We start from the raw sequence: 25,967 nt of genomic DNA, 5'->3' as shown, positions 1-25,967 counted from the left end.
TGGTCAGCCCTTGACGCAGAGGAGCGTCGTGAGGCGGGCGACGACCTCGACGAGGTTGGACTGCGCGCGGACGACCTCGTCGAGATCCTTGTACGCGCCCGGGATCTCGTCGAGCACCCCCGCGTCCTTGCGGCACTCCACGCCGGCCGTCTGGGCGGCGAGGTCGTCCAGCGTGAAGGTCTTCTTCGCCTGGGTCCGGGACATGCGACGGCCCGCGCCGTGCGACGCCGACCAGTAGGAGTCCGGGTTCCCGAGCCCGCGCACGATGTACGAACCGGTGCCCATCGACCCGGGGATCAGGCCGAGGTCGCCCTTCCCGGCCCGGATCGCGCCCTTGCGGGTCACGACGAGCTCCTGCTCGTCGACGTGCTCGACCGCCACGTAGTTGTGGTGGACGTTCACGGCCTCGTCGAACGCGATCTCCCGACCCGGGAACGAGGTACGCATGGCGTCGACGACGAGCGTCATCATGACCGCGCGTGACCGCGCCGCGTACTCCTGCGCCCACCACAGGTCGGCAAGGTACGCGTCCATCTCCGGAGTGCCGCCGAGGAACACCGCGAGCTCGCGGTCGACGAGGCCCTGGTTGTGCTCGAGGCGCTTCGCGACGGCGACGTGCTGCTCCGCGAGCGTCTTGCCGATGTTGCGCGACCCTGAGTGCAGCTGAAGCCACACAGAACCAGACTCATCCACACACAACTCAACAAAGTGATTGCCCGAGCCAAGCGTTCCGAGCTGACGGCGGGCGCGACCCTCGATGTCCGAGACGCGGCCGTGCAGCCCCGAGAACCGCGACCAGAACGCGTCCGCGCCGCGCGCGACCTCCGCCGGGCCGCGCCCGGAGATCGAGCGCAGCCGATGCGGGTCGACCGCCTCGTCGTGCGCGTGGAACCCGACGGGGATCGCGGCCTCGATACGCGCGCGGACCGGCCCGAGGTCGTCGGGCAGGTCCTCGGCCGTGAGCGACGTGCGGACGCCGATCATGCCGCAGCCGATGTCGACGCCGACCGCGTTGGGCGACACCGCGTCGCGCATGGCGATGACCGAGCCGACGGTCGCGCCCTTGCCGAGGTGGACGTCGGGCATGACGCGCACACCCTCGACCCACGGCAGCGCGGCGATGTTGCGCAGCTGCTGCAGGGCGGCGGGCTCGACGGCGTGCTCGTGCGCCCACATGAGGGTCGGCGCCTTCGCGCCGGACAGCGGGACGGGGAACGCGTGGGCCTCGGTGCTCACGGTGCTGACCTCCTCGGGTCGTCCTGACGATCATGACGCCGCCCCGGCGGGGCGGCGCTGGTGCGCGCGGGAGGACTCGAACCCCCGCCGCCCGGCTCCGGAAGCCGGCGCTCTGTCCGCTGAGCTACGCGCGCTGGTGCTCCTTAACGTCGAGCAGACGGGACGCGAGGCGTCCAGGTGCCCTCGGAGGGAGTCGAACCCCCGTCTCCGCTTCCGTAGAGCGGCGTCGTGTCCGTTGGACCACGAAGGCAGCGCCATTTCACCGACGACGCACGACAAATGCACGCCGACGGAGAATGGGCGAAATGGCAGCACGACGAATGCGCCCCGTCACGGGCACATTCACGCACAAGAAAAAAGCCGCCCCGGCGATGTCCCGGGACGGCCTGTCGTGCGACGCCGAGGTCAGACGACAGGACCGCCGGAGTCGCCGGCGAAGGACGAGGACACGCTGAGATACGCCACGGGCAGCGCGACACGAGGTCGCTCGCAGGGCAGCACGGGACGTCGCCGGTCCTGCTGGACGAGTTCGCGCACGGCACTGCTCCTCTCGGTCATGTCGGGTGGCCCACGCACCGGAATGTCGTCGACCGAGGAAGACCGTACGCGCCTTTTCCGCTCGACACAACCCTATTTCCAGAATTCCTCAGAAATACTCCGCGGGCCCCGCCGTCACGGGCCGGGCCGGCGACCTCCTCCGGCATACGTCGCCGCTTGGCACACTTTTCTTCCCGGCCGCACCTGCGCCCGGACGGCCCTCCGGCGCTGTCGGCGGCACCCGGTAGGGTTCCGGACGTTCCGGACACACCTCCCGACGCCGACGAACCACCCGGCCGGGCCCGACGACAGGAGACCCGCCGCCATGATGGGCGCCCACCACGCCGCGACCGGAGCCGCCGCCTGGGTGGCGGTGACGTCCACCGCCCCGTTCGCGCTCGGGTGGCACCCCGTGTCGTCGGTCGGGGTCATGACGGGCGCCGTCGTGTGCGCCGGCGCCGCGCTTCTCCCCGACGCCGACCACCACAACGGCACGTTCGCGCACTCGCTCCCGCCCGTGAGCGAGTGGGTGTCCGACGCGGTCGAGACAATCTCCGGCGGCCACCGGCAGGGCACGCACTCGTTCCTCGGCATCGCGGTGTTCACCGCGCTCGCGTGGCTCGTGGGTCTGGTCACGGTCGAGACGGAGAGCTTCGGCACGGTCTACGTGGGCGGCGGCCTCCTCGCGGTCCTCCTCGTCGCGCTCGCGCTCAAGGCGCTCAAGCTCACGCGGCGCGGCAAGCTCATGCCGTGGGTCACGTCGCTCACCGTCGCCGTGCTCGTCGCACTCTTCTCCCCCGAGGAGTGGAACTGGCTCCCGGTCGCGGTCGGCATCGGCGTCACCGTGCACATCCTGGGCGACGTGCTCACGACCAACGGCGCACCGCTGCTGTGGCCGGTGAAGATCCGCTCCCCACGCTGGGTGCGCAGGTCCCTGGTGGTCGACGACGTCTGGCGCCCCGGCGGCAGCTTCGCGCTCCCGCTGCTCGGCGACACCGGGTCGGTGCGCGAGTGGATCCTCGCGACGGCGGTGGGCCTCTACGCGACGGTCGGGTTCGTGTGGTCCGCGCTCGACCAGATGGGCTACGACACGTACGGGACGTACGAGCGCGTCGCGTCGGCGATCCAGGCGCTGGCGGCCGGCGCCGCGTGAGCCGCCCCGGTCGCCGGCCACGACCGACGACCGGCGACCGGCGGTAATTCGCTTGCCCCGGGCCGCGCCCGGGTGGGACGGTCACGGGACGTCGCCCGCGCCGTCGGGCACCGGAGGAAGGAGGAACGCCATGAGCTGGACGACCCACGCTCGCGTGTCCACCACCCCCGGGAGCACCGACCGCCGCTAGACGGTCCAGGGCCCGTCCCCCGAGACGGCCCGCGCCCGCCGCTCGCCCCCGAGGCGACGGCAGCGCCGTGCGCTCCCCGCCCGAAGGAGCCCACCCGTGCCCGAGCACGACCTGCTGTACCCCGACCCGTACCTCCCACCGACGTTCGCGGGAGACCCCCGCACTCCCCCGCCCCGCCGCCTGCGGCGCAGCGACGACACCGCGGACCTCGACGACGCCGGTGCCGCCGCGGGCGTCCTCGACGCCGCGCTCGGCGCCGACCAGCGCTGGTCCACGTGGTCCGCCGTGGAGAAGGGGCAGCGCGGACCCGAGCCGCGCCCCGACTGGGTCGTGACCGCCGACGCGGCCGTCGACACCGAGCTGGGCGTGCTCAAGACCGGCAAGGAGGCGGACGTCTTCCTCGTCGAGCGCGCCGTCCCCGACGACGCCGCCCGGCGCACGCTGCTCGCCGCCAAGCGCTACCGGGACCTCGATCACCGCGCGTTCCGGCGCGACACGGTCTACACCGAGGACCGCCGCGTGCGCCGCACGCGCGACCGGCGCGCGCTCGACCGCAAGTCCCGCTACGGCCGCCAGGTCGCGGCCGGGCAGTGGGCGGCGGCGGAGTTCGCCGCGCTGGGCGAGCTGTGGTCCGCGGGCGCCCCCGTGCCCTACCCGGTCCAGATCGACGGCAACGAGATCCTCATGGAGTTCGTCGGGACGTCGGACGGCGTCGCGCACGAGGCCGCGCCCCGGCTCGCCCGCACCCGGCCCGACCCGGACCTCCTCGCGTCGTGGTGGGACCAGCTCCGCGACGGGATGGCGGTGCTGGCCCGCCTCGGCTTCGCGCACGGCGACCTCTCCCCGTACAACGTCCTCGCGGACGGCGACCGGCTCGTCATCATCGACCTGCCGCAGGTGGTCGACCTCGTGGCCAACCCGTTCGGCACCGAGCTGCTGCTGCGCGACTGCCGCACGATGTCCGCGTGGTTCGCCGCACGCGGCCTGGAGACCGACGCCGACGAGCTCTTCGCGCTCCTGCTCGCCGAGGCGTGGTGACCGCACGGCACCCGGGGCGCCGCGACCGCGCCGACGCCGGACGGACGCGGTAGAACGGGAGCATGGAACCCACCACCGAGTCCTTCGACGCCGACGACGTCCGGACGTTCCTCACGACCTACGGGGTCGCGCTCTCGACGGGCGACCTCGACACGATCGGCGAGAGCTACGCGTTCCCCGCGCTCGTCGTCGGGGCGACCGGGTCGGTGCTCCTCGCCGACCCGGAGGCCGTGCGGGAGTCGACGGCCGAGCTCGCCCGTGGGTTCCGCGAGCGCGGGCTCGTGGGCGTCGTGGCGCAGCTCGTCGGCGTCGAGGAGGTGGGCGACGCGCTCGTGTGGGCGCACGCGCGCTGGAGCTACCGCGACGAGTACGCCAACGAGCAGGAGGCGCAGGAGGTCCGCTACCTGCTGCGTCGCGCCCGCGACACGTTCGAGGTCTGCGTCACCGCACCGGTCGCGCCGTAGCGCCGACGACCTGTCGGCGCGTCACGGGTCCAGGGATCCGTGGCGCGACGACAGGTCACCGGTCAGGTCAGCCGGTTGTCGCGGTCCTCCCACGGGGTCGGGGTCGCCTCCTTGCGCGGGGTGTCGTCGGGCTGCAGCGCCCGCACGACGAACGCGCCGGCGGCGAGCACGATGCCGCCGGTGAACACGACGTGCAGCAGCACCAAGGCGGCCTCGAGGACGCCCAGCGGCACGGGCACGCTGAACATCACGCGCGGGAGGAGGACGCTGCGGAACAGCTCGCCGACGACTGCGAGCGCCAGCCCGGTCCAGAGCATCGTGCGGGGCGTCAGACGGGGTGGCATTCGCAGGGTCCTCTCGTCGGTGAGCCGGTGCGCGGGTGCCGACCCGTCGTCGCGCGCGGCGACCGGGCCTGCGTCCGGTCCGTTCCTACCACGGGACCGCGCTCCGGACCGCGGCGACGCCGACGTCCGGTCCCGGGGTGTCGGGCCGCGCGCCCTGGGCTCGGCGTCAGCGGAAGTCGCGGGACGTCGTCGCGACCTGCAGCGACAGCGGGGCGAGGTGCTCCGCGACGAGGTTCGTGGCGCCGTCGGCCCGCTCGAGCCGCCCGCGCACGACGAGCGCCGCGGAGCCGCGCGCGACCTTCCGGAACCGCTGCCACAGCCCGGGCGAGCACACGACGTTGAGGATCCCCGTCTCGTCCTCGAGCGACAGGAACGTCACGCCCCCGGCGGTCCCGGGACGCTGACGGTGCGTGACGACGCCACCCACCGCGACGCGCGACGACGGGTGCGGGCGCGTCCCCGGCACTTCGCCCGCGACGCGCTCGGCCTCGTCGACCTGCTCGATCTGCCGCGACACCTCGACCGCGCCGACGACGGTGAGCACGCCCGCCGCCGTCAGGCCGTCGCGGACGTACTGCGTCGGGTAGGAGTCGGCGGACACGCCCGTGGCCCACACGTCGGCGACGGCGGTCTCGACGTCGGTCATGCCGGGCAGCGCCGGGGCCTCGACCCCGACGCTCACGCCGGGCAGCGTCCCCGGGCCCTCCTGCGCGAGCGCGCCGGCCGCCCACAGCGCCTCGCGCCGGGTCACGCCGAGGCCGTCCGTCGCGCCGGCGGTCGCGAGCCCCTCGAGCTGGGCGGTCGTGAGGTCGACGCGCCGCACGAGGTCGCGCAGGTCGCTGAACGGCCGCCCCTCCCCCGGCGCCCCGCGCGCCGCGACGACCCGTTCGGCCGCGTCCTTGCCGAGCCCCCGCACGCTCGCGAGCCCGAGCCGCACCGCGAGCTCGAGATCGGGCTCCGGCCCGAACGCGGTGTCGACCCGCACCCCTCCGCCGACCACGTGGTTGCTGCCCGTCCGAGCGCCCTGATGGTCGCCACCCGCATGGTCGGCGGGCAGCCGCTCGACCGTCGCCTCGACGTCGGACGCGTTGACGTCGGGGCGCAGGACGGTGACGCCGTGGCGGCGTGCGTCCGCCACGAGAGACTGCGGCGAGTAGAACCCCATGGGCTGCGCCGCGAGCAGGCCGGCGTAGAACGCGGCGGGGTGGTGCACCTTGAGCCACGAGCTCGCGTAGACGAGGAACGCGAACGAGTACGCGTGCGACTCGGGGAACCCGAAGTCGGCGAACGCCTTGAGCTTGTCGTAGATCGCCTCGCGCACGGCCGGGTCCGTGACCCCCTTCTTGCGCATCCCGTCCATGAGCCGCCCGCGCAGCTCCTCCATGCGCTCGACCGACCGCTTGGACCCCATCGCGCGCCGGAGCTGGTCGGAGTCCTGGGGCGAGAAGCCCGCGACGTCGATCGCCATCTGCATGAGCTGCTCCTGGAACAGCGGCACACCGAGGGTCTTGCCGAGCGACTTCTCCAGCAGCGGGTGCAGGAACGTCACCTCCTCGCGCCCCCGCGCGCGGTTGATGTACGGGTGCACGGACCCGCCCTGGATGGGCCCGGGGCGGATGAGCGCGACCTCGATGACGATGTCGTAGAACTTTCGGGGGCGCAGCCGCGGCAACGTCGCCATCTGCGCGCGCGACTCGACCTGGAACACGCCGACGGTGTCGGCCGCGCACAGCAGGTCGTACACCGCCGGGTCGTCCTCGGGCAGCGTGTGCAGCGCGAGGCGCGGGCCGCCCTCGTGCCGCTCGACCAGGTCGAACCCGATGCGCAGCGCCGTGAGCATCCCGAGGCCCAGCAGGTCGAACTTCACGAGCCCCGCGTCCGCGCAGTCCTCCTTGTCCCACTGCAGGACGGTGCGCCCCTCCATGCGCGCCCACTCGACGGGGCACACCTCGATGACGGGGCGGTCGCACATGACCATCCCGCCCGAGTGGATGCCCAGGTGCCGCGGGAGGCGCAGCATCCGGTCGGCGAGGTCGAGCACGGCGTCCGGGATCTCGCCCTCCTGCGCGGCCGACGGCGGACGGTGCGCGGGCACGACGTCGTGCGTGTCGTCCGCGCGCAGGACCTCGCCCTCGTCCACGGCGAGCGGGTCGACGACGCGCGGTCGCCGCGCGCCCCGGCCGCTCAGGTCGGGCGACCAGTCGCCACGATGCCCGGTGTGCGGACGTTCGTCGCGAGAGGCTACGGCGCGGGAGGTGCCGGTGCGCGACGACCCCACCTCCCTCCCTGCCGAACCCACGTCGCCCGACCCCCACAGGCGAGCCTTCTCGGCGTCCTTCTCGGCGGTCTTCGTCGCGATGGCGACCTCCTTGGCCTTCCGGTCCGCCGCGGGCGACGACGGGTCGGGGCCGCGCAGCGACCCCCAGCGCTCGATGGACTTGCTCCACGCGTCGGCCTGCCCGACGTCGTACCCGAGCGCCCGGGCCGCGTCGCGCACGGCCGACTTGGGCCGGTAGGAGATGACGTTCGCGACCTGCGCGGCGTGCGTGCGCCCGAACGTCGCGTAGACGTGCTGGATGACCTCCTCGCGCCGCGCCGACTCGATGTCGATGTCGATGTCCGGCGGCCCGTCGCGCTCGGGCGCGAGGAAGCGCTCGAACAGCAGCCCGTGCTTCACCGCGTCGACGGCCGTGATGCCGAGCGCGTAGCAGACCGCGGAGTTCGCGGCCGACCCGCGGCCCTGGGCGAGGATCCCGTTGACCCGGCAGAACTCGACGAGGTCGTAGACGACGAGGAAGTACCCGGGGAAGTGCAGGTCCTCGATGACCTCCAGCTCGTGGTCGATCTGCGCCCACGAGCCCGCGACGGTCTCCCGCCCGCGCGGGCCGTACCGGTCCTCGCCGCCGCGCCGCACGAGCTCGCGCAGCCAGGTCGCCTCGGTGTGCCCGGCCGGAACGGGGTACGGCGGGAGGTCGGGCGCGACGAGGTGCAGGTCGAACGCGCACTCGTCCCCGAGCGCGGCCGCGGTCGCGACGGCCTGCGGGTGCCGGTGGTGGCGCGCGAGCATCTCCGTCGCGGTCCGCAGGTGCGTCGTCGGGGCACCGGGCAGCCACCCGTCGAGGTCGTCGAGCGACGAGCGGGCGCGCACCGCGGCGAGCGCCCCCGCGAGGTCGGCGTCGCGCGGCGACGCGTAGTGGGCGGCGGTCGTCGCGACGAGCGGCAGCCGGGCCTCGGCGGCGAGATCGGCGAGCGCCGCGTGCAGGTCGGCGTCGCGCGGGTCGTCGGTCGCGGTGATCTCGACGGCCACGTTGTCCGCGCCGAAGACGGCGACGAGCCGGTCGAGCTCGCGGCGCGCCGCGGCGCGGCCGGACGTGACGAGCGCGCGGCGCACCGAACCCTTGCGACAGCCGGTGAGCACGAGCCACTGGCCCGCGGCCTCCTCGCCGAGCCGGTCGAGGCGGTAGTCGGCGGCCCCCTTGGTCCCGGTCGCGAGGTGCGCGGTGGCGATGGCGCGCGACAGGTTGCGGTAGCCCTGCGTGCCGCGCGCGAGGACGAGCAGGTGGGTCGAGCGCGGGTCGGGCACGCCGGTGGGCGGGTCGAGCACGGGCGCGCCCGTGGCCGTGGGCGCCGGCAGGTGCAGCTCGGCGCCGAAGACCGTGGGGAGCCCGACCTTGCGCGCCGCCTCGGCGAAGCGCACGACGCCGTACAGGCCGTCGTGGTCGGTGATCGCGAGCGCCGACAGCCCGAGCCGCGCGCCCTCGGCGGCGAGCTCCTCGGGGTGGGACGCGCCGTCGAGGAAGCTGAACGCGGAGTGGGCATGGAGCTCGGCGTACCGCGGCCCTGCCGTCCGGTCAGTCATAGAGGCCCTCCACGGTCCAGCGCCCGCGGGTGCTCGCGAGGAGGAGCCCGCGGCCGTCGTCGAGCAGGACCTGCACGTGCACCCGGCGCCGCGACGCGGGTGCCCACCAGCGCTCGGCGAGCGGCCACGGCCCGGCCCAGTCCACGACGGCGCGCCCGGCCCCGGCCCCGGGGCCAGTGCCGGGGCGCAGCGCCTCCCGTCCGGAGGCCCCCGCGCGGCGCGCCTCCTCCTCGGGTGCCGGGGCGACCCACCGCACGGTCGCGGGCTCGCCGCTCATCGCGAGCCGGGCGTCGACGACGACGGGCCGCCCGGCGGCGTCGAGCACGACGACGTCCTGCGGCTCGACGGGCACGACCGCCGGCGCGGGGCTCGGCAGCGCGCCGGGCCACGGCAGGGCCGGGTCGCGCGGGCGGGCGACGTCCTCCCCGAACGGCACGAGGTGCACGCGGTCGGTCGCGTCGCGCCCGCCCTGGACCTGGACGCGCAGGACGGCGTCGCCGCCGAGGATGCCCTGCACGCGCCCGAGCGCGCGGTGGGCGCGCGCGTCCTCGCCGCTCGACGCACCCCACAGGCGCGGTTGCTCGGCCCCCGCGGGGACGACCTCCTCGGCCGTGAGGGACAGGCGGGTCAGCGGCGCGACGTCGGGCACGACGTCGGCGCCGCCGGGCGAGCCGCCTCGCTCGCCACCACGCCTGCCACCGCGCGCGGACCGGGCCGCGCGCGCGGAGCGGATGCTCGTCGTGGTGAGCCAGCCCTCGAGCTGCCACCGGACCTTGTCCGTGAGGCGCGCGGGGCTCATCGCACCCGGCCCGTCGAGCCGCCAGGTGCGCTCGAGGTCGTCCCCCTCCGTGGTCCGCGCGGTGATGCGCAGGCGCCCGGCGACGAGCGAGCGCGCGACGAGCTGGTCGTGCAGGTCCTCGGAGAGCCGCCGCGCGGCGAAGGTCGCGACGTCGACGCGCTCGGCGGGCGGGTCGAGGTCGGCGCCCACCGCGACGTCGGGCTCGACGCGGCGCCGCGCGGGCGGGCGCAGGTCCTCGCCGCGCGCGAGCCGGTGCGCCCACGCGCCGAGGTCGCCGAACCGCCCCTCGACGGTCGCGGGCGGCAGTGCCGCGAGCGCCCCGAGGGTGCGCACGCCGAGCCGGCCCAGGAGGTCGACGAGCTCGTCGACCGCGACGGCGGCGTCGGGGCGGGCGGCGACGTGCGCGAGGTCGCGCGCGGGCCGCGGGGCGAGGAACGCGGCGGAGCCGCCGGGCGCGACGACGGCGGCGTCCCGCGCTGCGAGCACGGCCGCGAGGATGCCGTCGGCGACGCCCACCTGGCTCTCGTGCCCGGTGCGCTCGGCGACGCGCGCGACGAGCGCCTCCGCGAGCGCGACGTCCGACCCGTGATAGCGGCTCGCCCCGGCGGCCGGCAGGAGCAGGAGGCCGGGCCGGGTGATCTCCAGCCCCGCGACGACGGTCTCGGCCGCGAGGGCGACGGGCTCGAACTCGCGGGCGTCGCGCGCGTCGTCGACGTCGAGCAGCTCGAGCTCCGGGCAGCACTCCCGGGCCCGACGGCGGCGCATGCCCCGGCGCACGCCGTGGGCCCGCGCGGTCGCGGAGACGGCGACGACGCGACGGCCGTCGTGCGTCGCGGCGGGGACGTGCGCGGGGACGTCGCGCACCGCCATCGCCGCGAGCACCGGCCAGTCCGGCACCCACAGGGCGGCCGTGCGGGTCGGGCTCGTGCTCATCCGACGAGCCGGAGCCGGGAGGGCCGGTCGGGGTCGTCGACCCGGGCGGGGCCGACGGCGGTCCCGTGGGCGGTCTCATGGGCGGTCGCGGCGGTCTCGGCCACGGTGGCGCCGGTCCCGGCCGCGGGCCGGGTGCCGCGGGCGTCCTCGGCGAGGAACGCGGGCCAGTCCTCGTGGGCGAACGGGAGCTCGACCTCGACCCGCACGGGGCGCGCGGCGCCCCCGCGACCCGCCCGCTCGACGACGAGCGTGCGCCGGCGCAGCCAGCCCGCCCCGCGGTCGGCCCCGGACCAGCCGCCGCCCGTCACGGTGAGCACGACGTGCGCGCCCGGCCACGCCGTGGCCGCGACGAGCAGCGCCCCGCGCTCGCGCGCCCGGGCGGTGAGGCGACGCCGGTCGGTGTCGGTGAGGGCGGCGTCGGGCCCGACGACCACGACGTCCAGGCCGTCGACGAGCGCCGAGATCGCGAGCGCCGCGTCGGGGCCGGGGCGCGGGACGAGCACGACGCGGTCGAGGTCCGCGCCGACGTCGGCGGCCGCGAGCAGCCCGACCGCGGGGAACCCGACCGCTGCGGTCCATGCCCCGGACCGGGAGGGCCGCGCGACGAGCGCGAGCAGGAGGCTCGTCGAGCCGCGCACCGCCAGCGCGGTGCCACGCTGCAGGGCGCCGAGCGGGAGGAGCGGCGCGAGCGCGTCGTGCACCGGCCACACCCGCTCGTCCGTGCCCGCGTCCCGGCTCGGGTCCCGCATCGCGACGTGGCGGCCGCGGGCGCGCGCCGGGCGCTCGGCCGGCACGACAGGGGTCGGCCGGGCGACCGTCGGCGAGGAGACGTCGGCGAGCGGGACGTCGGCGCGCGGGACGTCGGCGCGCGGGACGGCGGCCGGTGCTGCCGGGACCGCGGGGGCGGCGACCGTGCGGTGTCGGCGGACGCCCGTACGCTCCTCCGCACGGCGCAGGACGGCGCGGGCGCGCTCGGCCTTGTCGACGGCCGCGACCGTCGGGTCTGGTGCCCCCGCCCGTTCGGCGGGGTCGGCGAGAAGGGTCATCTCGCCTCCCGGGATGCTGCTCGGACGGGACGCGCACCGCGCGTCGACTGCTGGGGGCGTCGTTCTGCACCCACCATCGTTCGAACAGGCGTTCGAACACTTCCAGTGAACGACCGCCGTCGCGGGGTGTCAACTCCGCAGGTGAGAGCCGTCGGCTTCGTCCGAGATGCCCGCCGCAACCCTCGACCGTCGCTCGAGGGTTGACCCGAACCCTCGACCTCTACCTGAACCTCTTCCTCCCGCCGAGCACGGAGTCGCAGCCCGTGCGGCGTGCAGAGCGAGCCACGACCGCATGCTCGGCAGCCGGTCCTCGCCGCACGATGCCCCGCCGGATGGCAGGCTGGCGCCATGGACGCCCGCACGACCCTGCCCACGCTCGGCTCGCTCACCTGGGAGCCCGCGCTCGACCACCTCGACCTCGTCGCCCCCGTGACCGCCGACGCGCTGCGCCGGTGGGCCGAGGCCGACCCGGACGTCGCGGCGCTCGTCGCCGTGACGGAGATCGACCCCGACCTCGCGGACACCGCGACGCTCAACGCCGCGTTCGACCTGCCCGTCGAGGCGTCGGCGAACTGCGTCGTCGTGGGCGGCGCGCGGGCGGGCGACGAGCGGGTCGCCGCCGCCGTGGTGCGCGCGCACACGCGCGCCGACGTCAACACGCGCGTCCGCAAGCTGCTCGACGTGCGCAAGGCGTCGTTCCTGCCGACCGACCGTGCGACGGCCGAGTCCGGCATGGAGTACGGCGGCATCACGCCCGTCGGGCTCCCGGACGGGTGGCGCGTCCTCGTGGACTCGCGCATCGTGACCGACGGCGCGCACGCGCTGATCGGCAGCGGCGTGCGGCGCTCGAAGCTGCTGCTTCCCGGCGACCTGCTGGGCCGCCTGCCCGGTGTCGAGGTCGTCGAGGACCTGGCCGTCCCGGTCGCCTGACCCGCCCAACCCGCCGAGCACGACATGAAGGTCGCCACAAGCTCCTTGGCGACCTCCATGTCGTGTTCGGCGGGCGATCGTCAGCGATCCAGGACGACGAGGCGCTGCGTCGCGCGCGTCATCGCGACGTAGCGGTCGACCGCGCCCTCGACGCCGTCGCCGAACGTCTGCGGGTCCACGAGGACGACGAGGTCGAACTCGAGTCCCTTCGCCGTCTCCGGCGTGAGCACCTGCACGCGCGACGCCCCGTCCTCCCCGAGCCGCGCCGCGACCGACTCGGTCGACGCCGCGACGGACCCCGCGCCGCCGATCACGCAGGCCGTGCCCTCGGCGTGCTCGGCGAGCCACGCGTCGAGGATCCCGTCGAGGTCCGCGACCGCCCCGTGGGCGACCGGCACGCCCGTGCTGCGCACCGACGTCGGGACGTTGGCGTCCGGGAGCGCCGCCCGGATGACGGGCTCCGCCGCCGCCATGACCTCCTGCGGCGTGCGGTAGTTGACGCTCAGCGACGCCTCCGCGACCCGGTCGAACCCGACGCGCCCGAGCCGCTCGCGCCAGCCCTCCGCGAACCCGTGGCGGGCCTGCGCGCGGTCCCCGACGACCGTGACGCTGCGTGACGGGCAGCGCCTCAGCACCATCTGCCACTCGGCGTCGGTGAGCTCCTGCGCCTCGTCGACGACGACGTGCGCGAACGGACCCGCGAGCCGGTCGGGCGTGGCCGTGACCAGCGCGCCGTCGTCGACGAGCGCGTCGCGCAGGTCCTGCCCCTTGAGCATCGTCATGACCATGAGCTCGCTGTCGTCGGACGCCACGAGGTGGTCGACGACGTCGTCCATCCGGGCCCGCTCGGCCGCCGCGGCGGCCTCGTTGCGGCGACGGCGTCGCGACGCCTCCGGGTCGCCCAGGCGCTGCCGCGCGGCGTCGAGCAGCGGCAGGTCCGCCGTCGTCCAGGCCTGCGCGTCCGCGCGCTGGAGCGCGCGCACCTCCGCGGGCGTGAGCGACGGCGCGCACAGGCGCAGGTAGGCGGGCACCGACCACAGGTCGGCCACGAGGTCCGTCGCCTCGACGAGCGGCCACGCGCGGTCGAACGCGGCGCCGAGCGCGCGGTGGCTGCGCAGGGCGCGGCGCACGTCGTCGGCCGACAGGTCCCCGGCGTCCTCCGCGGTCTCCTCGCCCACCGTCTTGTCCACGAGGATCTCGACCAGCGCTGCCCAGACGTCGTCACGCGCCTCGTTGTGCGGGGTGCCGGGGTCCACGGACTCGAACGCCTCCGCCCAGTCGGCGGTGGAGAGCCAGACGTCGGCCCACGGCGTCTCGACCTCCATGCCCTCGGTGGGCGGGCGCTCGGAGAACCGCACGGCCGGCTCGATCGCCGCGACGAGGTCGGCAGACGCCTTGAGCCGGGCGACCTCGGGGTCGGTCTCCGCGCGCGCCGTCGCGCCCTCGGGGACGAGGTCGCGCAGCGTGCAGGTCTGCACGCCGTCCTCGCCGAGCCCGGGCAGCACGTCGGCGACGTAGGAGAGGTACGGGCGGCTCGGCCCGACGACGAGCACGCCCCCGTGCCCCGCGCCCACCTGGGGGTCGGCGTACAGGAGGTAGGCGGCGCGGTGCAGCGCCACGACGGTCTTGCCCGTGCCGGGGCCCCCGTCGACGACGAGCGCGCCGCGCGAGCCCGCGCGCACGATCGCGTCCTGGTCCGCCTGGATCGTGCCGAGCACGTCGCGCATGCGCGGCGACCGGCTCGCGCCGAGGCTCGCGACGAACGCCGACTGGTCGTCGAGCGCCGCACCCGACCCGGCGCCGTCGGGCACGAGCTCCTCGTCCCAGTAGTCCGTGACGCGACCACGCGCCCACCGGTACCGACGGCGCGCCGCGAGGCCGAGCGGGTGCGCGGGCGTCGCGGCGAAGTACGGCTCCGCGGCGGGCGAGCGCCAGTCGACGAGCAGCCGCTCCCCCGCCGGGTCCGTGAGGCCCACGCGCCCCACGTAGACCGGGGCGGAGCCGTCGGCGAACGTCATGCGGCCCAGGCACAGGTCGACGCCGTAGCGCTGCAGGAGGTGCAGCCGCCCGCTGAGCCGGTGGATCTCCTGGTCACGCTCGAGCGCCTCCGTCCCGCTCCCGCCGGGCGCGCGGCGCGCCGCGTCGAGGCGCTGCGCGAGGTCCGCGACGGAGTGCTCGAGGCTCGCCGCGATCGCGGCGAGGTGCCGCTCGTCGGCGGCGACGAGCGCGGGGTCGGCCTTCGCTGCCAGGCGGTCGGGGAGGTCGAAGATCCGGGCGCCGCCCGGGGTCGGACGGGCGGTCGGGTCGGTCGTGCGGTCGGCGGTCACGGGGGCGTCGGGCAACGTCATCAGCTCCGGTCCGAGGTCGAGCGGGACGGCGCGGACCGACGACGGCCCGCGCACGAACGGAGATTCTGCGCCCCCAGGGGGCTCTTGCCGCAAGACCCCCCGTGCGCTATACCTTGGAAAGGGAGGCCGCTAGACCTCCTTTTCCGTTCCCCGCCGTCGACGGGCGGTGGCCCGGCCCGTGCGGCCGCGCCCACCAGCCGAGATGCGAGAAGTGGCCCGTCACCGCGCTCGGCGAGGGGCCACTTCTCTCGTCTCGTGGAACGTCAGCTCTCGGCGCGGCCCTCGCGCCAGTAGCCCATGAACGCGACGGCGCGTCGGTCGACGCCGAGGTCGGTGACGAGGTGGCGGCGCAGCGTCTTGATCGCGCTCGCCTCGCCCGCGAGCCAGGCATAGAGGACGGTGTCCTCCTCGAGCAGGCCGGGGACCTCCCAGAGGATCGACGCGTCGACGTCGACGTCCTCGAGGTCCTCGGCGGTGCGGCACTGGGCGGGCGGGTCGGTCCCGAGGACCCCCGCACCGAGGATGCGCGCGGCGGCCTCCTGGACGGCGGGCACGAGGCGCGCGCCGTGCGCGTCGTGCGCGTCGTGCGGACCGCCGGGGACGTCGTCGCGCGCGAGGAACGTCACGCGCACCCCCGGCGGCGTGACGAGGTCGCGCGCGTCGCCCACGTGCGGCACCTCGACGTAGACCTCGCCCCACGCGTCGGCGGGCAGGTCCTCGCAGATCGCGGCGATCGCGGGCAGCGCGGTCTCGTCGCCGGCGAGCAGGAGCGCGTGCGGGCGCGTCGGCGGGCGGAACTCGATGCCGCCGACGGGACCGTCGAACGACGCGTCCGGGCCGAGCAGGACGAGCGGCGTGCCGACCTCGGCGGCCAGGGCCCAGCGCGAGGCGGGACCGGCGTCGCCGTGCAGCACGACGTCCACGACGACCTCGCGCGCCTCGGGGCGCACCGCGACGGTCGTGTAGGTGCGCAGCGGGTTGCGGCGCTCCTCGGGCTGGTCGCGCCACGCGGCGTACCAGGACTCGGCGTCGCGCACGAGGTGCTCGTAGCCGCCGTCGGGCGCGGGCAGGACGAACTTGATCCGCACGTCGAGGCCGGGGTCGCCGAAGAGGTCGAGCTCCGGGCCGGTGAACGTGAACCGGCGGAAGCTGGGCGTGAGCTGCTCGACGCGCGCCACCTCGACGTCGAAGAAGCGCCACGGCGCGGTGGCGCGGGCGACGGGACGACGAGCGCGGGTGCGGGGTGCGGCGACGGTCTGGCTCACACAGGTGAGGCTAACCTACGCACCCTCGCCGGGGTCAACCCGTCCGGACCTCGGATCGTGCCCCGGCACGGTGAGACGCGTCACGCTCCCCGGCCGCGGCTGCGCCACAGCAGGTAGACGAAGTACGGCGCGCCCAGGAGCGCCGTGCCGAGGCCCGCGGGGATCTGCTCGGGGGCGATGACGACCCGCCCGAGCGTGTCCGCGACGGACACCAGGAGGGCGCCGAGCAGCATCGCGACGGGGACGACCCGGCCGTGCCGCGCCCCGACCAGCGCCCGGGCGGCGTGCGGCGCGACGAGCCCCACGAACGCGAGCGCCCCGATGGCGCACACGGCGGCGGCCGTGAGCAGCGCGGCGGCCGCGAGCAGGAGCAGGCGCGTGCGGTCGAGCGCGACGCCGAGGACGCGCGGGGTGTCGTCGTCGAGCGCCAGGACGTCGAGGTCGCGGCGGTAGACGGCGGCGAGCGGCGTGAGCACGAGCAGCGCGAGCGCGACGGGGATCAGCTGCTCGAGCGTGCGCCCGTACGTGGAGCCGGAGAGCCACGTGAGCGCGAGGTTCACGTCCCACGGCGCGACGACGACCACGAGGAGCGTGATGAGGGCCATGACCCCGGCCTGGGCGCCGATGCCGATGAGCACGAGCCGGTCCGAGCTGAGCCCGCCGCGGTAGGAGAGCCCGTAGACGAGCCCGAACACCGCGAACGCCCCGATCGCCGCGGCGGCGGACATGGGCCAGATCCCGACGCCGGGGACGAGGAGGATCATCGTCACGGCCCCGAGCCCGGCGCCCGACGTGACGCCGAGCAGGCTCGGCTCGGCGAGCGGGTTGCGGCACACGGCCTGCACGATCGTGCCGGCGAGCGCGAGCGCCGCGCCGGCGAGCAGCGCGGCGAGGACGCGCGGGAAGCGCTGGTCGAGGACGAACGTCACGTGGCGTCCGGCGAGGCCGTTCCACCAGTTCGCCACGTCGCCCAGCAGCACGACCCGGTCCCCGAGCAGCAGGCCCGCGACGGCGGCCGCGACGACGGCGAGCGCCAGCACGGCGACGACCACGAGCACGGCGCGCGACGAGCGCGGGCGGCTCAGCGCGCCGTGCGCGCCGCGCGACGACGCCGGCCCGGAGTCGCGCAGGCGCCGCGCGAGCCAGATGAGCAGGACCGCGCCGAGGACGGTCGTGACGATGCCGGTCGGCACGGCGATGGACAGCGTGCCCGGCAGCAGCAGGCGGAGCAGGACGTCGGCGCCGAGGACCACGATCACGCCGACGATCGCCGCGAACGGCAGGAGCAGCACGTGCCGGCCGAGCCCGGGCACCCGGCGCGCGACGAGCCGCGCGACGACCGGCGCCGCGAGGCCGACGAAGCCGACCGGTCCCGCGACCGTCACCGCGATCGAGGCCAGGAGGACGGCGACGAGGACGGACAGCACGCGCGTGCGGCGCACGTCGACGCCGAGCACGGTCGCGGCATCGTCGCCGAGGCCGAGGAGGTCGAGGCGGCGCGAGAGGAGCAGTGCGGCGATGACGCCGACCACGACGACGGGAGTCGCCAGCGAGACGGTGCGCGTGCCCGACTGGACGATGGACCCGCTCCCCCACGCGAACAGGCCCATCGTCTCCTGCTCGAACAGCACGAGGAGGACCATCGTCAGCGAGTGCAGCGCGAGCATGATCGCCGACCCGGCGAGCACGAGGCGCGTCGGGCCGTCGGCGCCGCCGCGCGCGAGGACGAGCACGAGCCCGGCCGCGGCGAGGCCGCCGAGGAACGCGAGCCCGCCCTGGAGGTAGAACGGGATCGAGATGCCGAACGCGGCGACGACCACGACCGTCAGGTACGCGCCCGCGTTGACCGCGAGCGTGTCGGGCGACGCGAGGGGGTTGCGCGCGACCGACTGCAGCACGGCGCCGGCGACGCCGAGCGCGACGCCGAGCAGGAGGCCCGCGAGCAGCCGGGGCACGCGCGAGGCGACGAGGACGGCGACGGTCTGGTCGACGCCGTCGCCGCCCGTGGCCAGGCGCAGCAGGTCGAGCGGGCCGACGTCGGCCGTGCCCTGGGTGAGGTGCACGGCGGCGAGCACCGCCGCGACCACGACCGCGACGACGAACACCCCCACGATCCCGAGGCGCGACGTCCGCACGCGGGGCGCGACCGCCGTCAGGCCCGCGGGCGCGCCGTCCCCCGCACCGGCGTCGCCGGTACCGCCCGGTCCCGGGACGACGGCCGGAGCCGGGTCCTCCAGGAGGAGGGTGTCCGGCTCCGCCGTCGTGCGCTGCTCCGGCCGCGTCACGATGTCCTCGTCAGCACTGTGGTTCTCGTCAGCCTTCTCGTCGGCCCGGGCGCAACCGCGCCCGGTGGTGGTGCGGACCGGTGTCAGGCCGCGGTGAGCGCCTCGACGACCGCGTCGGCGTAGGCCGCCGCGGACAGCGGGCCGCCGAACATCCAGATGCCGTCGGGCAGGCGGTGCACGTTCCCGGCCGTGACGAACGGGAGCTGCTCCCACACCGCGTTGCCGGCGAGGCCGTCCGTGAACGGGTCGGCCTCGGAGTCGCTCGCGACGTAGAGGAACTGCACGTCGCCGAGCTGGGTCAGGCCCTCGACGTCGGTCTGGGCGAGCCCGTAGTCGGGGTCCCCGCCCTCGGTCCACGCGTTGACGAGCCCGATCTCCTCGCCGATCGCGCCGAAGAACGAGCCCGGCGTGTACATGCGGACCGAGACGGCACCGTTGGTGACCCAGCCGTCCGCCATCGTGAAGTCGGCGCCGGCGAGCCCGGCCTCGTCGAGCGCCGCCGTGGCGTCGGCGATCTTCGCGTCGTAGGTCTCGAGCGCGGCGGCCGCCTCGTCCTCGTGACCGGTCACGGTGCCGAGCGTCTCCACCGTGGAGCGCATGTAGCCGATCGGGTCCTCGCCGTCGGAGCCGCGCAGCGCGAGCACCGGCGCGACCTCCTCGATCTGCGCGATGACGTTCTCCGGCAGGTCCGTCGTCGTGACGACGAGGTCCGGCTCGAGCGCGGAGATCGCGTCGAGGCTGGGCTCGCCGCGCGTGCCGACGTCCGGCGTGCTCGCGTCGATCGGCGCGACGGTGTCCCATGTGTTGTAGCCCTCGACGTCCGCCTGCCCGACGGGCTCGATGCCGAGCGCGACGAGGTTCTCCGTGAGACCCCACTCGAGCGAGACGATGTCGGTCGCCGGGGCGTCGAGCGTGACCTCGCCGCGCTCGTCGGTGACGGTGACCGGGCCGGACGCCGTGTCGGTCGTCGCCTCGGCGTCGTCGGCGGCCGCGGGGTCCTCGGTCGTGCCGCACGCGGTGAGCGCGAGCGCCGTGGCGAGCGCGAGGGCGCCCGCGGCGAGGGAACGGGTGGTCGAGCGCATGGGTGTCCTTCGGGGTCGGTCGGTGCCCGGGCCGTGCTCCGTCGGGCGGGCCGGTGGGCCGCGCGTCGGGGCCGGGCGGTGGGTCGGTGCGGAGTACGTCGTGGGGTGGTGCGTCGGGTGGTACGGGGTCAGACGAGGACGGCCGCGTCGAGCCGCGCGGCGTGCCGCCCGAGCGGCTCGCAGCACGTGCGCCCGGTGAGGGGGTGCGTGTAGACGTCGACGTGGATGCCGTAGACCTCGGTGAGCAGCTCGGACGTCAGGACCTCGTCGGCAGGCCCGGTGGCGCGCACGACGCCCGAGTGGAGCAGGACGACGCGGTCGGCGACGGCGGCCGCCTGGTTGAGGTCGTGCAGCACGACGCCGACGGCCACGCCGTGCTCCGCCGCGAGGTCGCGCACGAGGTCGAGCAGCTCGACCTGGTAGCGCAGGTCGAGGTACGTCGTCGGCTCGTCGAGCAGGAGCACCTGCGTGTCCTGCGCGAGGCACGTCGCGAGCCACACGCGCTGCAGCTCGCCGCCGGAGAGCTCGTCGACGCCGCGGTCGGCCATCGTCGTGATGCCCGTGACGTCCATGGCGTGCGCGATCGCGCGCGGGCCGTCGGGGTCGTTGGCGCGGAACCGGCCGCGGTAGGGGTGGCGCCCGTAGGCGACGACGTCGCGCACGCTCACGCCCGACGGCGTGGGCCGGCTCTGCGACAGGAGCGTCACCCGCCGCGCGAAGTCCTTGGGGTGGAGCGCGAGCGCGTCGGGCGCATCGTCGAGCGCGACCGTCCCGGCGTCGGGACGGTGCAGGCGCGCGAGCGAGCGCAGGAGCGTCGACTTGCCCGAGCCGTTGGGCCCGATCAGCGCCGTGACGGCTCCGGGCGCGAGCTCGAGCGCGGCGCCGTGGACGACCGTGCGCGCGTCGTAGGACAGCCGCAGGTCGTGCCCGGCGAGCGCCGGGGCGCCGGGCGCTCCGGCCGGGCTCGGGACAACTGAGGTTCCACTCACATAGGTGAGGCTAATCTATGCCGCCGGGTCCGAACCAGACCCTGCCACCCGTGTGACGCGGTTCACGAGGGGGCGCCGCGTCACCCCTCGGTCGTCGGTGCGGCGCGCCGGTGCCGGTCCCCCGCACCCGTCGTCGGGGGCGCGTGGTCCTCGTCCGCCGCGTGCGCCCGGGTCGGGGACGCGTGGCGCTCCCCGCCCAGAGCCACGGGGACGACCAGCGCGCGGTGGTCGGACAGGCCTGTGTCGACCGCCACCGCGGGCTCCGTCGCCCGGACCGCCCCGTGCGCGAGCACGTGGTCGAGCTGACGCGCGGGCTCGCCGACCGGGAACGTCGCGGCCGACGCGAGCGCCCGCCACCCGCTCGTCCAAGCCGCCTGGGGCGCGTCGACGTTGAGGTCGCCGAGCAGCACGACCGGTTCGCCGTCGGGGGTCTGGGCGACGAGCGACCGGGTCAGCCGCACGAGCTGGGTCAGGTTGCGCCCGGGCACGAAGGTCAGGTGCGTGCACGCGACGGTCAGGGGACCGCCGGGGGACTCGACCCGTGCCACGAGCGCCGCGCGCGGCTCGTCGCGCACGAGCGTCGGCAGCCGGCTGCCGGGGAACCGGACCGGGACGCGCGTGCGGGGGGCGGGGAGGAGGACGGTGCGCCAGTCCGTGACGGGGTACCGGCTCACGACCGCGATCCCGTAGGCGGCCCGGCCCGGCTGGTTCTCCCCGGTCGGCGCGGTCCACACGCCCGGCTCGCCGACGAGCGTCGCGACGAACCGGTGCTCGACGGCGCCCGCCGCCTCCGCCGCGACCGCCGTGAGGTCGGCGCGGTGCGAGCGCGGCTGGTCCCGGTCCACCTCCTGGAGCGCGAGGACGTCCGCGTCGAGGTCGCGGACGGCGCCGGCGAAGCGGTCGACGTCGACCCGGTCGTCGACGAGCGACCGCCCGTGCAGGATGTTGAACGTCGCGAGGCGCACCCTCCCGATTCTGGGTACGCGGGCTCCGGGTCGCACGCGCTCGACCACCGGCGACCCGTGCGACCGGGCCCGCGCGGTGACGTGCCAGCGCACCGGGGGTGGTGTAGACCCTGGGCATGGTGGACGACAGGGACGCGCTGCACGACGGCCTCCGCATGACCGCCGCGGCGCTCGCCGAGGCCGACATCCCCCACGCCCTGGTCGGCGGGTACGCCGCGTGGGCGCGCGGCGCGCCGGAGCCGAGCCACGACGCCGACTTCGCGATCCGCGAGGTCGACGTGGACCGCGCGCGCGAGGTGCTGCGGGCCGCCGGGCTCGAGATCACGGAGCCGACGGAGAACTGGCTCTTCAAGGCCCACCACGGCGGAGAGCTCATCGACGTCCTCTACCGGATGGTCGGCGAGCCGATCGACGACGACCTCCTCGCCCGCACCGACGAGATCGAGGTGCTCGCGGTCCGCATGCCCGTCCTGTCCGCGACCGAGATCATGACGTCGAAGCTCCGTGTCGTCGGCGAGCACTACTGCGACTTCTCGCGGCTGCTGCCGGTCGCGCGCGCGATGCGCGAGCAGATCGACTGGCCCGAGGTCCGTGCGCGGGTCGAGGACAACCCGTACGCGCGCGCGTTCCTCTTCCTCCTCGACGAGCTCGGTGTCGTGGACGCGGAGCAGATGGCGGACACCTCGCTCGGCGGGCGCCGGGCGTCGGCGGAGCCGGCGTCCGGGGACCCGTCGAACGCCCTCGAGTGAGCGGGGCGCGTTCGACGCGCGAGCGAACCAGACCCCCGACAGGGTGAAGAGGTACCGCCCGCTACCTCAGGAGGTCACACCGATGAGCACGGTCACCCAGTCGATCGACGTCGACGTCCCCGTCCGCAGGGCCTACGACCAGTGGACGCAGTTCGAGGAGTTCCCCCGCTTCATGGAGGGCGTGGAGGAGATCCGACAGCTCGACGCGACGCACACGCACTGGAGGACGAAGATCGGCGGCGTGGAGCGCGAGTTCGACGCGGAGATCACGGAGCAGCACCCCGACGAGCGCGTCGCGTGGAACAGCACGTCGGGCCCGGACCACGCGGGCGTCGTCACGTTCCACCGGCTGAATGACGCGCAGACCCGCGTGACCGTCCAGCTCGACTGGTCGCCCGAGGGTGTCGTGGAGAAGGTCGGCGACGTCCTCCAGCTCGACGAGCGCCGCGTCAAGGGCGACCTCGCGCGGTTCAAGGAGTTCATCGAGTCGCGCGGGACCGAGACGGGTGCCTGGCGCGGGGACGTCGGCTGACGTCCCGACGTGCAGCCCCGCCGGCCACCGGCGACGCCACGGAGCGGGTCCGGGTTCCCGGGCCCGCTCCGTCACGTGCGGCGGCGTCCGACGCGCGCGAGGCGGACTCCCCACGCCATCCTGGTGCGATGACCGCGCACGCCCCGGCCCGCCCGGGACCGGACACCGTCGACGCGGCCGTCCTGGCCGCGGGAGGGAGCGCGTGAGGGCGCCCCGGTGGGTGGGGACGCTGCGGCTGCGCGACCGCGCGGCGGACTACGCGTACGTGGCGGCACGCCAGGTCGCGGGCCTCGTCCGGTCGCGACGTCCCGTCCCACGCGGCCCGGGCGGCCGCGACCCCGTCGTGCTGCTGCCGGGCGTCTACGAGACGTGGCAGCTCCTGGCGCCGGTGGCGACGGCGCTGGCGCGGGCCGGGCACCCGGTGCACGCCGTGCCCGACCTCGGGTACAACCGGCGCCCGTTCGCCGAGGCGGCCGACCGCACCGCCGCCTTCCTCGTGGAGGCGGACCTGCACGACGTCGTCCTCGTCGCGCACAGCAAGGGCGGTCTCGTGGGCAAGCGCGTCATGCTCTCGCCCGCCGGGTCGCGCGTGGCCGGCATGGTGGCCGTCGCGACGCCGTTCAACGGCTCCAGCTACGCGCGCTACCTCCTGGGCCGCACGCTGCGCGCGTTCTCGCCGCGGGACGCGGCGCTGCTCGCGCTCGCCGCGGAGCGCGGCGTGGACGCCCGCATCACGGCCGTCTACCCGCGCTTCGACCCGCACATCCCCGAGACCGGGCGGCTCGAGGGCGGCCGGAACGTCGAGCTGCCCCTCGCGGGGCACTTCCTCCCGCTCGGCGACCCGGCGCTCGTCGAGGTCGTGGTGCGGGAGGTCGAACGGCTCGCCCGGTCGACCTCCCGCGACTGAGCGCGGTCCTCAGACCGAGCCGGACGACGCGCCCACCATGACGCGCGCGAGCTCCTGCGTGCACCGGGTCATCGCGACGTACAGGCCGTTCCAGCCGCGCGGCTCCGCGGCGATGCCCTCGGGGTCGACGACGACCACCGCGTCCCACTCGAGCCCCTTCGCCTCCGAGGTGCTGAGGACGGGGACGGCACCGACGGCCACGCCGAGGTGCCCCAGCCGGTCGCGCGGCGCCACGACGCCGACGGAACCGCCGTCGTACCGCTCCGCGAGGCGCGCGACCTCGGTCGCGACCGCCGCACCCAGGGTCACGTCCGACGCGCCTGCGGGCACGACGACGTCGCGCGGCGCGACCCCGGCGTCGCGCACCGCACGGGGCGGCACGTTGCGGCTGCCCGCCGCGCGCAGCACGGGCCCGACGAGCTCCATGACCTCGCGGGGCGTGCGGTAGCAGATCGTCAGGTTCGCGCGGTGCCAGCGCTCGCCGAAGACCGGGCCGACGACGTCCGCCCAGTCCGTGTGGCGGTGCGGCGCCTCGGTCTGGTCGACGTCCCCGACGGCGGTCACCGAACGCGTCGGGCAGCGACGCAGCACCATGTGCCACTGCATGGGCGAGAGCTCCTGCGCCTCGTCGACCACGACGTGCCCGTAGGCCCAGTCGCGGTGCGTCGCGGCCCGCTGCGCGAGGAACTCGCCCTGCTCGCCGGGGGCGTCCGGGGTGCCGAGCGCGTCGGCGAGCGCGTCGAGGAGCGGGACGTCGCTCGGCGCGAGCGCGGCAGGCTCGCGCGCCACGAGGGCGACCTCCGCGGCCGAGAGCTCCGGCGCGTGCCGCGCGAGGAGCACGGCGTCGCCCAGCAGGCCCGCGAGCGCCGCGCGCGCGTCGACGACGGGCCACCACGCGTCGAGGACCGCCGTGAACCCGGCGTCGCGCGCGAGCTCGCCGCGGAGCCGGTCGAGGTCGTCGTCCGTGAGCTCGCCGTCGACGTCGCCGCCGCGCGCGCCGGTCGTCGGGGCGCGGTCGTCGCGCGCGGCGAGACCGGCGTCGAGCTTCCCGAGCGCGTCCTCGAACCCCTCCTCGACCCGTTCGAGCATCTGCGCGTGCCGCGCCGCGGCCTCGTCGACGAGCGCGTCGAGCAGGAGGTCCACGGCCCGGCGCCGCGCGGCGCGCACGCTCCGGTCGCCCGCGCGGGCGGCCCGCAGGACCTGGGCGACCCGGTCCGCGCCGAGCGGGAGCGGCTCGCCGTCGAGGCGCACCGTCAGCGCCCGCGCGTCCGGGACGAGGGAGTCGGCGTAGCGGGCGACGACGTCCTGCCACAGCGCGCGGCCCTTGAGCTCGGCGATCTCGCGCACCTCGTCGCGCTCGGGCGCGACGCCGGGCACGAGCGTGTCGCACGTCGCCGACACGACCGCCGTCTCCCCGAGCGCGGGCAGCACCTGGGCCACGTACTCGAGGAACCGCGACGACGGGCCGAGCAGGAGCACGCCGCGCTCCGCGAGGTGCGGGTGCGTGAAGAGCAGGTACGCCACGCGGTGCAGCGCGACGACCGTCTTGCCCGTCCCCGGGCCGCCTTGCACGACGAGCGTCTGCTCCGCCGGGGCGCGCACGATCGCGTCCTGCTCGACCTGGAGCGTCGCGACCGCGGTGCCCATGCGGCCCGTGCGGCGCTCGGACAGCGCCGCGAGCAGCGCGCCCTCGCCGACGAGGCCGTCCTCGTCGTCCGCCCCGGTCGCCGACCCGTCGAGCGGCTCGTCGTCCACGCCCGTGACCCGCTCCCCCGCGGTCCGCACGTGCCGGCGCCGCGCGAGGCCCTGCGGCTCGCGCGCGGTCGCGGTGTAGAAGGCGCGGGCGCCGTCGGCGCGCCAGTCGAGCACGAGCGGGTCGGCGTCGGCGTCGGACGCCGCGATCCCGACGCGCCCGACGTGGCGCGTCACGCCTTCGACGGTGTCGACGCGGCCGAACACGAGCCCGCTCTCCGCGCGCTCGAGCTCGGTACGCCGACGGCGCAGCCCGGCCCGCCGGGAGCGCTCGACGACGGCCTCGGCGCCGGGGCGGTCCGGGTCGGTCGGCACGGCGAGCTGCGCGTCGAGCTCCGCGAGGAGCCGGGTGCGGCGCGCGAGCGCGACGTCGAGGTGCCGCTGCTCCTCGGCGACGGCGTGCGCGAAGGGGTCGCGGTGGCCGCGATGATCGCGGTGATCGCGGTGATCGGTGGCGGGCAGGGACGGAGAGGGCTGGACCGGCACGGAACCTCTTCTCGTACGACGTACGGACACGGGCCCAACGCACCGTCCCGCCCGATTGTTCCCGGCGGCGGGGCGTCG

The 25,967-nt window shown here is 75.9% G+C and carries 20 protein-coding genes and 2 tRNA genes; 7 read left to right on the top strand and 15 right to left on the bottom strand.

Annotated elements, in window-relative coordinates:
- Positions 1–3: 3 nt before the first annotated feature.
- The 4 genes from ACFC2L_RS14150 to ACFC2L_RS14135 all read right to left on the bottom strand — a co-directional run bounded on the left by ACFC2L_RS14150 (position 4) and on the right by ACFC2L_RS14135 (position 1,773).
- Positions 4–1,176, bottom strand: a complete 1,173-nt coding sequence (locus ACFC2L_RS14150) for an RtcB family protein (protein ID WP_375824958.1) — start codon at positions 1,174–1,176, stop codon at positions 4–6.
- Positions 1,177–1,294: 118 nt separating this feature from the next.
- Positions 1,295–1,370 (bottom strand) — tRNA-Arg (locus ACFC2L_RS14145).
- Between the two features lie 44 nt (positions 1,371–1,414).
- A tRNA-Arg gene (locus ACFC2L_RS14140) sits at positions 1,415–1,486 on the bottom strand.
- A 155-nt stretch (positions 1,487–1,641) separates the two neighbouring features.
- The gene (locus ACFC2L_RS14135; RefSeq protein WP_375824919.1) at positions 1,642–1,773 is read right to left on the bottom strand and encodes a hypothetical protein; all 132 of its coding nucleotides are present in this window, start codon (positions 1,771–1,773) and stop codon (positions 1,642–1,644) included.
- Between the two features lie 325 nt (positions 1,774–2,098).
- Between ACFC2L_RS14135 and ACFC2L_RS14130 the strand changes: the two genes are divergently transcribed.
- From ACFC2L_RS14130 to ACFC2L_RS14120, 3 genes are all read left to right on the top strand, one after another.
- Positions 2,099–2,926: a metal-dependent hydrolase gene (locus ACFC2L_RS14130; protein ID WP_375824918.1), complete on the top strand. Its 828-nt coding sequence runs from the start codon at positions 2,099–2,101 to the stop codon at positions 2,924–2,926.
- Between the two features lie 286 nt (positions 2,927–3,212).
- Complete coding sequence (locus ACFC2L_RS14125; RefSeq protein ID WP_375824917.1) at positions 3,213–4,154, top strand: serine protein kinase RIO; 942 nt, start codon at positions 3,213–3,215, stop codon at positions 4,152–4,154.
- A gap of 62 nt (positions 4,155–4,216) precedes the next feature.
- Positions 4,217–4,618 (top strand): hypothetical protein, encoded by a 402-nt coding sequence (locus ACFC2L_RS14120; protein WP_375824916.1) that lies wholly within the window; start codon positions 4,217–4,219, stop codon positions 4,616–4,618.
- A gap of 62 nt (positions 4,619–4,680) precedes the next feature.
- Here the strand turns inward: ACFC2L_RS14120 and ACFC2L_RS14115 are convergent, their stop codons facing one another.
- From ACFC2L_RS14115 to ACFC2L_RS14100, 4 genes are all read right to left on the bottom strand, one after another.
- The gene (locus tag ACFC2L_RS14115) at positions 4,681–4,962 is read right to left on the bottom strand and encodes a hypothetical protein (protein ID WP_375824915.1); all 282 of its coding nucleotides are present in this window, start codon (positions 4,960–4,962) and stop codon (positions 4,681–4,683) included.
- 166 nt (positions 4,963–5,128) lie between these two features.
- Positions 5,129–8,821, bottom strand: a complete 3,693-nt coding sequence (locus tag ACFC2L_RS14110) for an error-prone DNA polymerase (RefSeq protein ID WP_375824914.1) — start codon at positions 8,819–8,821, stop codon at positions 5,129–5,131.
- Positions 8,814–10,553: a DNA polymerase Y family protein gene (locus tag ACFC2L_RS14105; protein WP_375824913.1), complete on the bottom strand. Its 1,740-nt coding sequence runs from the start codon at positions 10,551–10,553 to the stop codon at positions 8,814–8,816. The genes ACFC2L_RS14110 and ACFC2L_RS14105 overlap by 8 nt, the downstream gene beginning before the upstream one ends.
- Positions 10,550–11,599, bottom strand: a complete 1,050-nt coding sequence (locus ACFC2L_RS14100) for a hypothetical protein (RefSeq protein WP_375824912.1) — start codon at positions 11,597–11,599, stop codon at positions 10,550–10,552. Before ACFC2L_RS14100 ends, ACFC2L_RS14105 begins: the two co-directional genes overlap by 4 nt.
- A 348-nt stretch (positions 11,600–11,947) precedes the next feature.
- Here ACFC2L_RS14100 and ACFC2L_RS14095 point away from each other — a divergent pair, with 348 nt between their 5' ends.
- Positions 11,948–12,529, top strand: coding sequence for a YbaK/EbsC family protein (locus tag ACFC2L_RS14095; RefSeq protein ID WP_375824911.1), 582 nt, complete (start codon positions 11,948–11,950; stop codon positions 12,527–12,529).
- An 80-nt stretch (positions 12,530–12,609) separates the two neighbouring features.
- Here ACFC2L_RS14095 and helR read toward each other — a convergent pair whose 3' ends face one another.
- From helR to ACFC2L_RS14065, 6 genes are all read right to left on the bottom strand, one after another.
- Positions 12,610–14,931, bottom strand: a complete 2,322-nt coding sequence (gene helR / locus ACFC2L_RS14090; RefSeq protein ID WP_375824910.1) for an RNA polymerase recycling motor ATPase HelR — start codon at positions 14,929–14,931, stop codon at positions 12,610–12,612.
- Positions 14,932–15,140: 209 nt separating this feature from the next.
- Positions 15,141–16,142 (bottom strand): siderophore-interacting protein, encoded by a 1,002-nt coding sequence (locus ACFC2L_RS14085; protein ID WP_375824909.1) that lies wholly within the window; start codon positions 16,140–16,142, stop codon positions 15,141–15,143.
- Between the two features lie 80 nt (positions 16,143–16,222).
- Positions 16,223–18,427: an iron ABC transporter permease gene (locus ACFC2L_RS14080; protein ID WP_375824908.1), complete on the bottom strand. Its 2,205-nt coding sequence runs from the start codon at positions 18,425–18,427 to the stop codon at positions 16,223–16,225.
- Between the two features lie 83 nt (positions 18,428–18,510).
- Complete coding sequence (locus tag ACFC2L_RS14075) at positions 18,511–19,509, bottom strand: ABC transporter substrate-binding protein (protein ID WP_375824907.1); 999 nt, start codon at positions 19,507–19,509, stop codon at positions 18,511–18,513.
- A 128-nt stretch (positions 19,510–19,637) separates the two neighbouring features.
- A complete protein-coding gene (locus tag ACFC2L_RS14070; protein ID WP_375824906.1) occupies positions 19,638–20,498 on the bottom strand; it encodes an ABC transporter ATP-binding protein in 861 nt (286 codons plus the stop codon).
- An 80-nt stretch (positions 20,499–20,578) separates the two neighbouring features.
- Positions 20,579–21,463, bottom strand: coding sequence for an endonuclease/exonuclease/phosphatase family protein (locus tag ACFC2L_RS14065; RefSeq protein WP_375824905.1), 885 nt, complete (start codon positions 21,461–21,463; stop codon positions 20,579–20,581).
- A gap of 116 nt (positions 21,464–21,579) precedes the next feature.
- Between ACFC2L_RS14065 and ACFC2L_RS14060 the strand changes: the two genes are divergently transcribed.
- From ACFC2L_RS14060 to ACFC2L_RS14050, 3 genes are all read left to right on the top strand, one after another.
- Positions 21,580–22,212 carry a nucleotidyltransferase family protein gene (locus ACFC2L_RS14060; RefSeq protein WP_375824904.1) on the top strand — a complete coding sequence of 211 codons (633 nt, stop codon included), beginning with the start codon at positions 21,580–21,582 and terminating at the stop codon, positions 22,210–22,212.
- A gap of 82 nt (positions 22,213–22,294) precedes the next feature.
- The gene (locus tag ACFC2L_RS14055) at positions 22,295–22,744 is read left to right on the top strand and encodes an SRPBCC family protein (RefSeq protein WP_375824903.1); all 450 of its coding nucleotides are present in this window, start codon (positions 22,295–22,297) and stop codon (positions 22,742–22,744) included.
- Positions 22,745–22,946: 202 nt separating this feature from the next.
- Positions 22,947–23,651, top strand: coding sequence for an esterase/lipase family protein (locus ACFC2L_RS14050; RefSeq protein ID WP_375824902.1), 705 nt, complete (start codon positions 22,947–22,949; stop codon positions 23,649–23,651).
- Between the two features lie 9 nt (positions 23,652–23,660).
- Here the strand turns inward: ACFC2L_RS14050 and ACFC2L_RS14045 are convergent, their stop codons facing one another.
- Positions 23,661–25,889, bottom strand: coding sequence for a HelD family protein (locus tag ACFC2L_RS14045; RefSeq protein WP_375824901.1), 2,229 nt, complete (start codon positions 25,887–25,889; stop codon positions 23,661–23,663).
- Positions 25,890–25,967: the final 78 nt, after the last annotated feature.

It is taken from the genome of Cellulosimicrobium sp. NPDC055967 (assembly GCF_042269845.1).
Classification (GTDB): Bacteria; Actinomycetota; Actinomycetes; order Actinomycetales; family Cellulomonadaceae; genus Cellulosimicrobium.
This window is presented reverse-complemented; position numbering and strand designations above follow the sequence as displayed.

What these genes read in the sequence shown, in the direction of transcription:
- ACFC2L_RS14095 (WP_375824911.1), top strand. Translation starts at nt 11,948, where the DNA reads ATGGACGCCCGCACGACCCTGCCCACGCTCGGCTCGCTCACCTGGGAG.
- ACFC2L_RS14055 (WP_375824903.1), top strand. Translation starts at nt 22,295, where the DNA reads ATGAGCACGGTCACCCAGTCGATCGACGTCGACGTCCCCGTCCGCAGG.
- ACFC2L_RS14110 (WP_375824914.1), bottom strand. Translation starts at nt 8,821, where the DNA reads ATGACTGACCGGACGGCAGGGCCGCGGTACGCCGAGCTCCATGCCCAC.
- ACFC2L_RS14075 (WP_375824907.1), bottom strand. Translation starts at nt 19,509, where the DNA reads ATGCGCTCGACCACCCGTTCCCTCGCCGCGGGCGCCCTCGCGCTCGCC.
- ACFC2L_RS14130 (WP_375824918.1), top strand. Translation starts at nt 2,099, where the DNA reads ATGATGGGCGCCCACCACGCCGCGACCGGAGCCGCCGCCTGGGTGGCG.
- ACFC2L_RS14100 (WP_375824912.1), bottom strand. Translation starts at nt 11,599, where the DNA reads ATGACCCTTCTCGCCGACCCCGCCGAACGGGCGGGGGCACCAGACCCG.
- ACFC2L_RS14060 (WP_375824904.1), top strand. Translation starts at nt 21,580, where the DNA reads ATGGTGGACGACAGGGACGCGCTGCACGACGGCCTCCGCATGACCGCC.
- ACFC2L_RS14120 (WP_375824916.1), top strand. Translation starts at nt 4,217, where the DNA reads ATGGAACCCACCACCGAGTCCTTCGACGCCGACGACGTCCGGACGTTC.
- ACFC2L_RS14115 (WP_375824915.1), bottom strand. Translation starts at nt 4,962, where the DNA reads ATGCCACCCCGTCTGACGCCCCGCACGATGCTCTGGACCGGGCTGGCG.
- ACFC2L_RS14105 (WP_375824913.1), bottom strand. Translation starts at nt 10,553, where the DNA reads ATGAGCACGAGCCCGACCCGCACGGCCGCCCTGTGGGTGCCGGACTGG.
- ACFC2L_RS14150 (WP_375824958.1), bottom strand. Translation starts at nt 1,176, where the DNA reads ATGTGGGCGCACGAGCACGCCGTCGAGCCCGCCGCCCTGCAGCAGCTG.